Raw genomic sequence first — 12,974 nt, forward strand, 5'->3', positions numbered from 1 at the left:
TCAAGAGGCGGGGGGATCAGTGCGCGCAAAAGCCTGTCCATATGCCTGCGGACCTCTCTCACAAAGGAAAGGCCTGTTATGGAAGACGCACAAATCGGCTGGATTGCAGCAATCATCATCGGCGGCGTAGCCGGTTGGCTTGCCGAACAGTTCATGAAAAGCAACATGGGTCTTTTCATGAACATAATTCTCGGCATCGTTGGCGCCATCGTCGCCAATTTCCTGCTTGGGCTTGTGGGCATTTCGCTCGGAGGCTGGATTGGATACCTTATCGCCGGTTTCATCGGCGCATGCATTCTCATTGCCATCGGGCGCGCATTTCGCCGATAGAGGGAGGACACAATGAGCTTTTTCGACAAGATCAAGAACGCGATTTTTGGCAAGGCAGAGGCTGCACCGCAGACTTCGGCGCCAGCTGGCGCGCCCACGACAGGCGCAAGCCCGGCCGCTCCGGCTCAGCCAGCAGCACCAGCACCGACAGCCGCTGCTCCGGCATCCACCGGCAGCGTCGATGTCGCCTCCATTCTGGACGCGGCGGTCAAGCAGAACGGGCAGAAACTCGACTGGAAACATTCGATCGTCGATCTTCTGAAAGCGCTCGATCTGGACAGCAGCCTAACCGCTCGCAAGGAACTGGCAAGCGAACTCGGCTATACCGGTGATACCTCGGACTCAGCCACAATGAACATCTGGTTGCACAAGGCTGTCATCAAGAAGCTGTCTGAAAACGGCGGCAAGGTTCCGGCAGAACTTCTGCATTGAACCAGTGACCGGGAGAACCGCGATGGACGACTATTCAAACTTGCGAGAGCAGATCGGCCAGGACCTCGACACCCTGCACAGGACAGAGAATCCGAAATCGATTTTCGAGATTGCCGACGACTATCTTCTGGGAAACCCAAATCTCAAGAGAGCGCTGGTCGAAGACATCATCAAGGAAGAAGCGGACAAGCGCGGCATCGCGATCCACTGAAACCGCGCGTGTCAATCGCGGCGATTTCTACAAGAAGGGCGGCATCCAGATAGGACGCCGCCCTTTTTTGCCCCGTGCCCCGAAGCGTTATTTTTCCGGCTTGGCCCCGGCCTTTCTGGCGTTTTCTTCCATCAGCTCATACCACATGGCGTTCATGACGGCGAAAATAGCGGCGAGAGGCAGGCCGAGCAGCCAGGCGAAATACCACATGTTCGATCTCCTTGTATTTGTTCGATATTAATAAGCGTGGCCGCTGTCTTCACGGATCGCCTTTTCATCCACCTTGCCCCACAGCACGCGATAGACCCATGAGGTGTAAGCGACGATGATGGGGATGAAAATGAGGGCGACGACCAGCATGATGAACAGCGTCATATGGCTCGACGATGCGTCCCAGACCGTCAGGCTCGATTTCGGATCGATCGAAGAGGGCAGGATGAAGGGAAACATCGTCAGACCGACCGTCGAGATGATGCCGAATATGGCAAGCGAACTGGAAAGCAGCGCCAGCACCTCACGCCCGCCCCTTAACAACAGGAAGGCGACGAGCGGGAAGGCAAGACCGAGCGCCGGTGCCAGCATCATCCATGGATGGGCCGCGTAATTCGCAAACCAGACGCCGCTTGCAACCTCGACCGTCTTTGACAACGGATTGGACGGACCGTCGGTCACAACTTCCGAGGTGAAGCGATACCCGTCGATACCGAGCCACAACAATACGCCACCAAGCGCAAAGAGAACTGTGGTGGCAAGTGCTGCAATGCTGCCGAAACTGCGGGCACGCGCAGCGACCGGCCCTTCGGTCTTCAGCACCAGCCAGGCCGCACCATGCATCACCAGCATGCAAACGGAAACGAGGCCGCAAAGGATTGCGTAAGGGTTGAGAAGCTCGAACAAAGTCGTGCCGTCGTAAAAAATCCTGAGGTCATCGTTGAAGCGGAAGGGTACGCCCTGCAGCACATTGCCGATCGCCACACCGAAAATCAGGGCGGGAACAAAGCCACCGACAAACAGCGCCCAATCCCAGGTATTGCGCCATGTCGTACTCTCGCGCTTGGAGCGGTATTTGAACCCCACCGGCCGCAGGATCAGCGCAAATAGTGTGGCGAACATCGCCAGGTAAAAACCTGAAAACGACACCGCATAAAGCGGCGGCCACGCGGCGAAGATGGCGCCGCCACCAAGGATGAGCCAGACCTGATTGCCTTCCCATACCGGGCCGATGGAATTGATGACGACACGCCGCTCGAGATCCGTTTTCGCGACGAAAGGCAGCAGCGCGCCCGTGCCAAGATCGAAACCGCCGGTCACGGCAAAACCGATCAGCACCACGCCAAGCAGCAGCCACCAGATGACGCGGAGGACTTCGTAGTCGATGAGTTGATGCAATATCATGATCGTTTACTCCGCAGCGACGAGTTTTTCAGGAACGAGCGGCGCTTCCGGCTCGTGATCCGGATCCGGCCCCTTGCGGATCGCCTTCAGCATCAGCCCCATTTCGACGATGAACAGCACCGTATAGATGGCGATGAAGCAGAGAAGCGTAATCAGAACCGTTGAAGCGCTGAGGCTGGAGACGGCGGCGGCCGTCGGCAGCACGCCTTCGATGATCCATGGCTGACGGCCGAATTCCGCGACCACCCAGCCCATTTCCGCAGCAATCCACGGCAGCGGAATGGCGAAGACGGCCACCTTCAGCAAGAACGGATAGTGATCCAGCCGGCGGCGGGCGGAGAGATAAAAGAAGGTTGCCGTCAACAGGATGAAGAATATGCCGAGACCGACCATGATGCGGAACGCCCAGAACAGCGTCGGCACATGCGGGATGGTATCGGCGGCGGCCTTGGCAATCTGCTCCTCCGTCGCCTGGCGCGGATCGTCGACATAACGTTTCAGCAACAGGGCGTAACCAAGCTCGTGGCCGAGCTCCGCAAAGGTGCCACGCACCTCTTCGGGCAGTTCCGCGCCCTTGCCGGTGGCACGTATCTGCATCAGCGCATCATAGGCCTTGATGCCATCGCGGATGCGGGTCTTTGCGAGTTCCACCAGATCGTTGATACCGGGGATTTCCGTGTCCAGCGAGCGCGTGCCGATAAGGCCCATCACCCACGGAATTTTCACGGCGAAATGCGTCTCCCGGGCTTCCTGATCAGGAAAACCGATGGCAGTAAAGGGGGCGGGTGCTGGTTCCGTTTCCCACATGGCTTCGATCGAGGCGAGCTTCATCTTCTGGTGTTCGGTCGAAAGATAACCGCTTTCATCACCCAGCACGACGACCGACAGTGCAGCAGCCAGGCCGAAAGAAGCTGCAACCGTCATAGACCGCTTGGCGAGATCGACATGGCGGCCTTTCAGCACGTACCAGGCGGAAACGCCGAGCACGAAGATGGAGGCAGTGACATAACCCGCAGAAACCGTGTGCACGAACTTCGCCTGGGCGACCGGGTTCATCAGCACCGCGAAGAAATCCGTCACCTCCATGCGCATGGTCTGGGGGTTGAAAGCCGATCCCGTCGGGTTCTGCATCCAGCCATTGGCGATCAATATCCACAACGCCGAGAAGTTCGAGCCGATCGCCACGCACCATGTTGCGATGAGATGGCCGAGCTTGGACAGCTTGTCCCAGCCGAAAAAGAACAGACCGACAAAGGTGGCTTCCAGAAAGAAAGCCATCATCCCTTCGATCGCCAGCGGCGCACCGAAGATATCGCCGACATAGTGGCTGTAATAACTCCAGTTCATGCCGAACTGGAATTCCATGACGATGCCGGTGGAAACACCAAGCACGAAGTTGATGCCGAACAATGTACCCCAGAATTTCGTCATCTGCCGCCAGATGGTGCGGCCGGTCATGACATAGACCGTTTCCATGATGGCGATCACCACGGACAGTCCGATCGTCAGGGGAACGAATAGAAAGTGATATAAAGCGGTAACAGCGAATTGCAGGCGCGATAGCGCCACGATGTCGAGTTCCATGTTTTTACCCCACCTTTCAGGAAAGGCCGGCCTTCTGTTACGAAACGGCGCCGGCCCTGAAAAAATCACTCAGTCCGGACGCAATGTTTGCAGCATTACGTCGTATTCCGGGGTGCCGCTTTGACATTGATCAAGTTGGCGCCCCTCTCTCAGCACGATGATGCGATCGGCAAATTCCGCCTCACGGCGATTGTGGGTTATCATCACGACAGTCTTGCCTTCCGCCCTCGCAAACAGCCGGCCGAGCACGTCACGGGCGGTTTCGCCGTCCAGCCCTTCCGTCACCTCGTCGAGAAGCCAGAGTGGTTTGTCGCGTAGAAGGAAACGGGCAAGGGCGAGCCGTCGTGACTGACCGCCGGAGAGACCCTGCCCCGCCTCGCCAAGTCTCGTATCCAGCCCTGCGGCGAGGGTTTTGACATGCTCGCCAAGGCCTGCCGATTGAAGGGCATCCCACAGTTCACGCTCGGTCGCGGCAGGTTTTGCCAGCCTCAGATTATCAGCGATGCTGTCTCGGAAAAGCTGACTTCTCTGCGTCATGAGCGAGCAAGGCAAAGCGCTGACCCTGCCCGCCGCCGGTTGCACTTCACCAGCCAGAAGCTGGATGAGGCTGGTCTTGCCCGCACCGCTCGGGCCGATAATCGCAATCGTCTCTCCGGCGGCGATTGCAAGGTTGATATTCGTCAGGACAGGATTTTCGTTCCCATCCCGCTCCAGCCGCACACCATCAAGCTCAGCCACCAGGCCCATGGCAGGCACGCGTGGACAGTTGGCGGCTGCTTCAGCGGAAAGACGCGGCGCAATGCGTCTTGCCGAAAAAAGCGTGCGCCCGAGTTCCATTGCACCACGGCGCAGCGCCGTGAAGGGCTCCAGCGCGGCGAAACAGACGAGCAGGCCGAGGGCGGCAGTCGGCGCGGTCACAACGCCCTGCTCCGCAAGCCAGGCCATGCCGAGGAGAGCCGCACTCAAAAGAACCGCCGCTGAGATGCCGAATGAAAAACCGGCATTGGTTTCGATCCGGTTCAAGCTGTCATCGCAGGCGAGCAGATAATTGTCGGCCCGTTCGATCGCCGCAACCTGCGCGGAGAGACGGGCAGTCGTGAGCAATTCCACCTGCCCGTTGACCAAGTCCGCCGTGCGGGCACGAAGCGCTTCAAGCCCGATTGCCCGGCGACGCGCAAATTTTTCCGCCGTCAACGCCGAGCGCACTGAAATGCCAAGACCCGCCGCAATGAGGAAGAGGGCCGCCAGAACGCCCGCAAGCGGATTGAGGAGGGCAAGTCCGATGCCTGTTGCGATTGCGGCGAGGATTGCGACGACGGCGGGTACCAGCACGCGCAGATAAAGCGAATCCAGCGCGTCGATATCCGCAGTCAGCCGGTTCAGCAGGCGGGCGGGCCTCGCCTCCAGATGTTTCGCCGCCTGCGGTGCGGCAAAGCCACGAAACAGCTTTTCGCGAAGCGCTGCAAGCACGGACAGCGTCGCCTCATGGGTGGTCATGCGTTCGCCATAACGGGCAGCGGTGCGTGACAACGCCAGCAGCCGGATGGCCGCCGATGGCGCAAAGACATCGAAAGCATAGGCCGTCGCGGGGACCAGACCGGCAATCGCGGTCGCAGTAATGAACCAGCCGGAAACGCCGAGAAGGCCTATACCCGCCAGCACCGTGGTTGCTGCCAGAACCGCGCCAACGAGCAGCATGCCGCGACGTGCCGACCAGAACAGGGAAATAACAGGTTTCAATATGGCAAAACGCGCGATCATGACTGCCCCCTCGAATGGATCGTCGTCATATTCACGACCCTGTCCATGCGCGCGGCGAGCACAGGATCATGGGTTGCGACGATCAATGTCCTGCCTTTTGCGAGTTGCAGCAGGTTTTCGGTGACGAGCGCAGCCGTCTCCCGGTCAAGATGCGCTGTCGGTTCATCGACCAGCACAAGCTGCGTCGCCGGATCGGCAAAAGCACGCGCAATGGCGAGGCGCACCGCCTCCCCGCCCGAAATACCGTAGCCGCCGTCTCCTATAGGCAGATGCCGGCGTGCTTTCGACAATGCATCCAGCCCGGTGCAGCGCAGCGTCTCATCGACCATGCCTTCGCTGACACCGGCGCGGCCAAAGCGAATGTTCGCCTTCAGGGAACCGGCAAAAAAGAACGGCTTCTGGCTGACCCAGCCGATTGTCTTGCGCAGTCCATCGGCAGTCGCATGACCAAGCGTTACGCCCCCGATCTCTATTGTACCGCCGTCAGCCTCGGCCAAGCCGGCAATCAAGGAGAGTACAGTGGATTTACCACAACCGGAAGGCCCAAGAATCGCAACTGTCTCGCCTGACTGGACCGTAAGATTTAGATTCCGAATGACAGGCGGAGCATTCGGATAGGCGAAGGAGAGATTAGCCAACTCCACCAGACCGGGCGTCGGAAAAGGGGCCATTGCGACCTCCTTACCCTCACCCACGATGGCTTTGCCAGCCCGCGTCAATGTGTCGAGCGCCCCCAGCGCCGCCTCGCCGGCTGCGCGGTCGTGCCAGACGGCGGACAACTCCCGCAGCGGTTCGAAAAAGGCAGGCGCCAGAAGCAGGATGAACAGCCCCTCCGCAAGTGTCAGCTTCTCGCCCCACGCGCCGAAATCGAGAAAGCCGAGCAGATGGAAACCGATATAAACGGCTGTCATGGCAACGCCGAGGGCAGCGAAAAGCTCCAGCACCGCCGAGGACAGAAAGGCGATCCGCAGGACAGCCATCGTCCGCTTCTTGAGGTTCTCTGCGTCCGTGCGCAGGCGTCCAGCGGTCAGATCAACGGCTTCCAGTGCGCGGATCGTTTCCAGGCCACGCAGGCGATCGAGCAGGAAAGCATTCATGTTGCCGGTCTCGGCCAGCTGCTTTTCACTGGCAGCCTTCGCCTGCCAGCCGATCAGCGCCATGAAAAGCGGGATAGTGGGCATGGAAAGCAACAGAACAAGCGCCGCAATCCAGGTAAATGGCAGGATTGCCAGCACGAAAACCAAGGGGACAATGGTAGCTTTCATCCGCGCAGGCTGGAACCTGGAAAGATAAGGTACCAGCGCTTCGGCTGCCTCTGCGATAACGCTTGCCGCCTCGCCGGAGGCCGTACGCGCCAGATCAAGCGGCGACACCTCCGCAACGGCATGAAGCGCTTGCAGCCGCCGCCGCGAAAGGGCGGCACGCGCGGCGCGAAACGACAGTCTCGCAGCAACTTTTTCCAGCCATGCCTTGAGGAGACCGAGAATGAGAACAGCCACGGCCGCCGGCAGGATCGCCGTCATCGGCGCACCGTCGGCAATATTTCCGACCGAAAATGCAAGCAAACCCGCCTGGGGCAACCAGAGCAGAGCCGGCAGGACATGCAGCAGGGCGACCGATCTTCCTACCGCGGGTGCCTTCGCGATTTCCGCCATACCGACACCCTTGTCATTGGTGGATTTACCGAAGAAGCGCCGCCGCGCCTTATCGGGAGAAACCGCCGCTGGAACTGGACAGTCTGCATCATCGCCATTGGCGGATTGCCGGATTTCTGCGGACATGCTCACGGACGATCTCCTCACCTGTCCTTCTTGGCACGGGGTCTGGCAAGAGAGACGATCTTGTCCTTGGCCTCCAGAAGCTTCGTGACCTTCGAGCCGAGTGCCAGAAGCGAAGCCAACCGCTCCGTCTCCAGCTTCTTCACATCGTCATACCAGCCGGTGAGCTGCTCGATCAGCGTTTTCATCTCATCGATGCGCTTCTGCGCATGCCGCTCCTCTTCGTTTTCCGGCTTCTCCATCAGGATTTCACGAAGCACGCTGAGTGTCGGGTCGATCTCGCGCTTCTTGCGCTCTTCGGCAAGGGTGCGCAGAATTTGCCACACATCCTCCGGCGTCGTGAAAAAATCGCGCCGGTCGCCGGGGAAATGCTTGAGAATTGCAAGGTTCCACGCCTGAAGCTCCTTCAGGCTCATCGACACATTGGAACGGGAAATGCCGAGCGACTCGACAATGTCGTCCGCGCAGAGCGGCTTCGGCGAGATGTAAAGCAAAGCATAGACCTGGCCGACCGTGCGGTTGATGCCCCAGCGGCTGCCCATCTCGCCGAAATGCAGCACGAAGGACTGAACGAGCGGAGAAAGATTGGTGGGCATTTCTTTGCTTCCTGTATTTTCAGTAATTTCTGAAATTTCGATAAAGCAAAAAATGGCAATCGGCAAATCACCTTTTTGACCTGCGTCAATATGTGCAAATCAGAAGAGGCAGCGTCTGCCGGGAATCAGGGCTGCGCCCTCTGGCACACTTTCCCGGCCCGCGACGCACGAAATGATATCGATAACATCAAAGACGTCATGTTGTAGATGGAAGCGCGCGCATGAAAAATCGGCGGGGATTAATCCACCGCCGATCAAGACGTCGACAAACCGGCGTGCGCAACAGGCGCTTACGAAAAAGCGATCTGCACCTTCATGGCACGGCTGCGGTCGGAGGCAAATTCGAAGGCCGAGATGGCGTCATCGAGGTCCACCGTCTGGGTGATGAACGGCTTGACGTCGATCAGGCCTTTGCGCATCAGTTCGACGCCCGTCGCGAATTCCTCGTGGAACCGGAAAGAGCCGCGCAGATCGAGTTCCTTGGCAGTAATCACCATCATCGGCAGGCTCATATCGCCACCAAGGCCAAGCTGGACGATGATGCCGCGCGGACGCAACGCCGTAATCCCGCCCGCAAGTGCAACGGCGGCACCGGAGCATTCATAGAGAACGTCGAAGGTTCCCTTGTTCGCGCCGTACGCCGCCAGCGCATCAGGCTCATCCTTGCTGTTTATGACGCGGTCCGCGCCCGCTTCCCGCGCCTTGGCAAGCGTGAAGTCCGAAAGATCGGTCGCGACGATTTCAGCGGCACCGGCACGGCGGGCAGACAGGATGGAGAGAATGCCGATGGGGCCGCAGCCGGTTACGAGCACGCGTTTTCCGAGCAAATCGCCGGCGCGGCGGGTGGCATGGAGTGTTACCGCCAGCGGTTCCGCCATAGCTGCCTCACCGGCACTCAAACCGTCGGCCGGAACGCATTGCAGGGCATCCGCGATGAGAACCTCGCGGAAAGCGCCCTGAATATGCGGAAACGGCATGGCGCTGCCATAAAAGCGCATGTTGAGGCACTGATTGTGCAGGCCTTCCTGGCAAAAGCGGCAGGTCCTGCACGGACGGGACGGCGAAACCGCGACCAGACCGCCAACCTTCAGCCCCTCGACGCCCTCGCCCAGCTCCTCAACAATGGCGGAGACCTCATGTCCCAGCACCATTGGTTCGCGAAGCCGTACCGCGCCGAAACCGCCGTGATTGTAATAGTGAAGATCGCTGCCGCAAATCCCGCCCCGAGCCAGACGAAGACGCACTTCTCCTGCCCCCGGCGCCTCCTCCGGCCGCTCCTCGATGCGCACATCCTTTGCCCCGTGGGCGACAATCGCTCTCATAAATATCTCCCGTTCGATATCGCGCCTTAAACGGCGCAACAAAATAATCCCTATCCCAATCATTGCCGCCGGCCGCGTCTCCGCCGCCCTGCAGCCTCCCCGCGCGCATGTTGCGTACCGGAAACAGGCGTTTAAGCCTTGACATCCACGTCTGAAAGGGATGAATGTTATCGATAACATAAACCGGCATGAAAGCAATGTCGAGAGACTGGAGGAAACAGTGGGCCTTAATTTGTTCGATCTTTCCGGCCGCCGCGCCCTGATCACCGGCTCGTCGCAGGGCATCGGCTTTGCGCTGGCGCAGGGCCTGGTGGAGGCGGGAGCCGAAGTGGTGCTGAACGGCCGCGACGAGGCAAAGCTGAAAGCAGCCGCCGCAGGCATCAAGGGTGCCAAGACGCTCGCCTTCGATGCCACCGATCATGACGCGGTGCGCAAGGCCATCGACGGTTTCGAGGCGGAAGTCGGCCCCATCGATATTCTGGTCAACAATGCCGGCATGCAGCACCGCACACCGCTGGAGGATTTTCCGGCCGACGCCTTCGAGCGCCTGTTACAGACAAACATCGCCTCGGTGTTCCACGCAGGGCAAGCCGTCGCGCGTCATATGATCAGCCGTGGACGTGGCAAGATCATCAACATCGCCAGCGTCCAGACCGCTCTCGCCCGCCCCGGTATCGCGCCGTACACCGCCACCAAGGGCGCCGTCGGCAATCTGACGAAGGGCATGGCGACGGACTGGGCGAAATATGGCCTGCAGTGCAACGCCATTGCGCCGGGCTATTTCGACACGCCGCTCAACGCGGCCCTGGTGGCAGACGAGACGTTTTCAGCATGGCTTGAAAAACGCACGCCCGCCGGCCGCTGGGGCAAGGTCGAAGAGCTTGTCGGCGCCTGCATTTTCCTGTCGTCCGATGCCTCGTCTTTCGTGAACGGACATATTCTTTACGTCGACGGCGGCATTACCGCCTCGCTTTGAAGAAGCCGTAACCACGACGCTTTGGGAGGAGACCGTGAGCACCATGACCGAGAAGAACAAAATCGCCCTCATTGGCGCTGGCGCGATGGGCGGCGCGATCGGTACGCGGCTGATCGAGACCGGCAATCACCTGACGGTTTTCGATCTGGACGCGGAAAAGGTGGCGGCTTTGACCAGCCTTGGTGCGCATAGCGCCGAGACGGCGGCGCAAGCGGCTTCGCTCTCCGATGTCGTGATCCTCAGCCTCAATTCGCCGAAAATCGTCCGCGCCGCCGTTTTCGGCAAAGATGGCGTGGCGGCGGGGGCCAGGCCCGGCACGCTGATCATCGACATGTCCTCCATCGATCCGGAAGCGACAAAAGAACTGGCGGCGGATGCGGCTGAAAAGGGGCTGCGCTGGGTGGACAGCCCGCTTTCCGGCGGCGCGCCGAAGGCACTCGTCGGGCAACTGACCCTGATGGCCGGCGGCACCGAAAAGGATGTGGCCGATGCCCATCGCGTGCTGCGGCACGTGGCCAGCAACTACACCCATATGGGTCCAAGCGGCGCAGGCCAGACGACGAAGCTCATCAATCAGGTTCTTTGCGGGCTGAACTTCCTTGCCGTAGCGGAAGCAACGCAGCTTGCGCTGGATGCCGGCGTCGATGCCGCCAAAATTCCGCAGGCGCTGAAAGGCGGCCGCGCCGACAGCGCAATCCTTCAGGAATATATGCCACGTTACGTGGCGAAGGATTACCGCCGCACTGGCCGCATCGACAATATGGTCAAGGACCTGAACGGCGCGCAGGATCTGGCTCGACGCACCAACACGGCCATGCCGCTGACGGCGGTTTGCGCCGAGGTGCACCGCATGCTGACAGCGGCGGGACTTGGCGGCCAGGATCAGGCCGCCCTAATGGAATTTTTCACCGGCGCGAAACGCACCTTCACGGAATGATTTGCGCCATGGCCAGGGCAATAAAACCTTAGAGGCCGAGCTGACGCGAGGTCATTAAGGTGTGCCACCGTCATGGCCATTGCGAAATGTCTCCGCAGCGAAGATGATCGGGCGAATCGGCGGCGCAATCGGCCCGACGGCCGCAGACGCTTGCATGAAGGACAATTTCCCGATGACCACTTCCGCAACAGGCACGGGGATTGCCAGCCTGACCGTTTCCGGAAACGGCTTCAGCGCCGAGATCGCTTATGAGGGCGCGACCCTTCTGAGCTGGCGGCCACGACTTGCCGATGGCAATGAAAAAAACCTTGTCGACGGCTATTCGTCGCTTCAGGAATTGCAGTCGCAGAACGGCGTGAGAAACGGCATTCTCGCCCCCTTCACCAATCGCATTCCTCAGGGCCAATTTAAATTTGGCGGGGAGATGCACCGTATCGAGCCGGTGCTTGCCCACGAGGACCTCGTCTTCCACGGATTTGCCCGTGCCCTGCCCTTCGCCCTCGACCGATCTTTCGAGGAAAACGACGCGCACATTATCGTCTTTCGTGCCGAGATATTGCCGGCCGAATTCAAGGGCTATCCCTACCATCTCGCCATCGAGGTGGAATACCGGTTTGCCGGCCATGCGGTTACCATCGATATACGCGGCATCAATGGCGACGACCGGCCTTTGCCCTTTGCGGCCGGCTGGCATCCCTATTTCCGTCTGCCCGGCATATCCTCCATCGACGATCTCCTTCTCACCCTACCGTCGCGAACAGCGATCGAAACGGACGAGAATTTGATACCACTCACCGACAGTGAGACGGGCATTCTCAAACGGGACGATGCAGCGTTTCTTTCTGCCGCGCCGCTCGCAGGCCATGTGCTGGATGTCTGCTTTACCGATCTGATCCCATCCGCAAACGGGCTTTACGAGACTAGGATCGAAAACCGGAACGATGGTTCGAGCCTGACCGTTTGGCAGGAGCGCGGCCACATGCATGTCTTTACCGGCGATACGCTTGCCCGCGACAGGCGAAAATCCATCGCGCTCGAACCTGTGGAAACACCGACAAACGCTTTCAACCAGCCGCAACTTGAAGCGGACATCACCCTTCAACCGGGCGAGACCCGAAGTTTCCGCTTTGGTTTCCGTTTTGAAGCCGAGCGCTGAAAAAAGACCAAATATTGCGATCAGATATGCGTCGTCGGGAGTGAAGACGACAGCTTCACCGTCTCCATGGAGATATAGGCGGACATGTCGTAAAGCTCGACCCGCCGGAGGATCTGTTTGTAGATGGTGTCGTAATATTCGACATTTGGAAGCACGAGTTTCAGAATATAATCGAAATTTCCGGTCAGCCGGTGCACCTCGACGATCTCCGGTATGGTGCTGACGGCGGCATGGAACCGGTCCAGCCAGTCCTCCGCATGCAGGCCGGTTCTCACGAGCAGGAAAACCGTGGTCGGCAGGTTGATTTTCCGCCGGTCGAGCAGCGCCATCGTGCCGGTCACATATCCTTCCGCACGCAGACGCGTGATACGGCGGGAACAGGCGGAAAGCGATAACGACACCTCATCCGCGATATCGGCGAGAGGTGTTTCTGCATTCTCCTGGAGAATTGCAAGGATTCGGCGGTCACGGTCGTCAATCATTGTTTCAGAATGCA

Annotated in this window: 14 protein-coding genes; 6 read left to right on the forward strand and 8 right to left on the reverse strand. The window is 59.5% G+C overall.

Translation table 11 applies throughout. The annotated features are described in order from the left end of the window. The first annotated feature begins 78 nt into the window (after nucleotides 1-78). From GH784_RS11570 to GH784_RS11580, 3 genes are read left to right on the forward strand one after another with little or no spacing between them, the layout of a single operon-like run. Nucleotides 79-330, forward strand: coding sequence for a GlsB/YeaQ/YmgE family stress response membrane protein (locus GH784_RS11570; protein ID WP_004431872.1), 252 nt, complete (start codon nucleotides 79-81; stop codon nucleotides 328-330). Between the two features lie 12 nt (nucleotides 331-342). Continuing rightward, complete coding sequence (locus tag GH784_RS11575) at nucleotides 343-762, forward strand: DUF3597 domain-containing protein (protein WP_004431862.1); 420 nt, start codon at nucleotides 343-345, stop codon at nucleotides 760-762. Nucleotides 763-784: 22 nt separating this feature from the next. Continuing rightward, entirely contained in the window at nucleotides 785-973 is a 189-nt protein-coding gene (locus GH784_RS11580; protein ID WP_004431853.1) for a hypothetical protein, read from the forward strand. Nucleotides 974-1,060: 87 nt separating this feature from the next. Here GH784_RS11580 and cydX read toward each other — a convergent pair whose 3' ends face one another. The 7 genes from cydX to GH784_RS11615 all read right to left on the reverse strand — a co-directional run bounded on the left by cydX (nucleotide 1,061) and on the right by GH784_RS11615 (nucleotide 9,409). Next, on the reverse strand, nucleotides 1,061-1,183 hold the full coding sequence (cydX, locus tag GH784_RS11585) for a cytochrome bd-I oxidase subunit CydX (protein WP_004431852.1): 123 nt from the start codon (nucleotides 1,181-1,183) through the stop codon (nucleotides 1,061-1,063). Between the two features lie 27 nt (nucleotides 1,184-1,210). Further along, nucleotides 1,211-2,368, reverse strand: coding sequence for a cytochrome d ubiquinol oxidase subunit II (gene cydB, locus GH784_RS11590; protein WP_004431850.1), 1,158 nt, complete (start codon nucleotides 2,366-2,368; stop codon nucleotides 1,211-1,213). A 6-nt stretch (nucleotides 2,369-2,374) separates the two neighbouring features. Next, nucleotides 2,375-3,952, reverse strand: coding sequence for a cytochrome ubiquinol oxidase subunit I (locus tag GH784_RS11595; RefSeq protein ID WP_004431849.1), 1,578 nt, complete (start codon nucleotides 3,950-3,952; stop codon nucleotides 2,375-2,377). A gap of 69 nt (nucleotides 3,953-4,021) precedes the next feature. Next, the gene (gene cydC, locus GH784_RS11600) at nucleotides 4,022-5,713 is read right to left on the reverse strand and encodes a thiol reductant ABC exporter subunit CydC (protein WP_065702959.1); all 1,692 of its coding nucleotides are present in this window, start codon (nucleotides 5,711-5,713) and stop codon (nucleotides 4,022-4,024) included. Further along, the gene (gene cydD / locus GH784_RS11605) at nucleotides 5,710-7,494 is read right to left on the reverse strand and encodes a thiol reductant ABC exporter subunit CydD (protein ID WP_065702957.1); all 1,785 of its coding nucleotides are present in this window, start codon (nucleotides 7,492-7,494) and stop codon (nucleotides 5,710-5,712) included. The genes cydC and cydD overlap by 4 nt, the downstream gene beginning before the upstream one ends. 17 nt (nucleotides 7,495-7,511) lie before the next feature. Beyond that, nucleotides 7,512-8,087 carry a GbsR/MarR family transcriptional regulator gene (locus GH784_RS11610; protein ID WP_013762080.1) on the reverse strand — a complete coding sequence of 192 codons (576 nt, stop codon included), beginning with the start codon at nucleotides 8,085-8,087 and terminating at the stop codon, nucleotides 7,512-7,514. Nucleotides 8,088-8,377: 290 nt separating this feature from the next. Then, nucleotides 8,378-9,409 (reverse strand): L-idonate 5-dehydrogenase, encoded by a 1,032-nt coding sequence (locus tag GH784_RS11615; protein ID WP_065702955.1) that lies wholly within the window; start codon nucleotides 9,407-9,409, stop codon nucleotides 8,378-8,380. Nucleotides 9,410-9,629: 220 nt separating this feature from the next. Here GH784_RS11615 and GH784_RS11620 point away from each other — a divergent pair, with 220 nt between their 5' ends. The 3 genes from GH784_RS11620 (at nucleotide 9,630) to GH784_RS11630 (ending at nucleotide 12,478) form a co-directional block, all read left to right on the forward strand. Then, nucleotides 9,630-10,385 (forward strand): SDR family oxidoreductase, encoded by a 756-nt coding sequence (locus GH784_RS11620; protein WP_025595224.1) that lies wholly within the window; start codon nucleotides 9,630-9,632, stop codon nucleotides 10,383-10,385. Nucleotides 10,386-10,428: 43 nt separating this feature from the next. Beyond that, the gene (locus GH784_RS11625; protein WP_065702953.1) at nucleotides 10,429-11,322 is read left to right on the forward strand and encodes an NAD(P)-dependent oxidoreductase; all 894 of its coding nucleotides are present in this window, start codon (nucleotides 10,429-10,431) and stop codon (nucleotides 11,320-11,322) included. Nucleotides 11,323-11,494: 172 nt separating this feature from the next. Beyond that, nucleotides 11,495-12,478 carry an aldose 1-epimerase gene (locus GH784_RS11630; RefSeq protein ID WP_065702988.1) on the forward strand — a complete coding sequence of 328 codons (984 nt, stop codon included), beginning with the start codon at nucleotides 11,495-11,497 and terminating at the stop codon, nucleotides 12,476-12,478. 20 nt (nucleotides 12,479-12,498) lie between these two features. Here the strand turns inward: GH784_RS11630 and GH784_RS11635 are convergent, their stop codons facing one another. Then, nucleotides 12,499-12,960 (reverse strand): Lrp/AsnC family transcriptional regulator, encoded by a 462-nt coding sequence (locus tag GH784_RS11635; protein ID WP_003498392.1) that lies wholly within the window; start codon nucleotides 12,958-12,960, stop codon nucleotides 12,499-12,501. Nucleotides 12,961-12,974: the final 14 nt, after the last annotated feature.

The organism is Agrobacterium tumefaciens (assembly GCF_009649785.1).
GTDB classification, from domain to species: Bacteria; Pseudomonadota; Alphaproteobacteria; order Rhizobiales; family Rhizobiaceae; genus Agrobacterium; species Agrobacterium tumefaciens.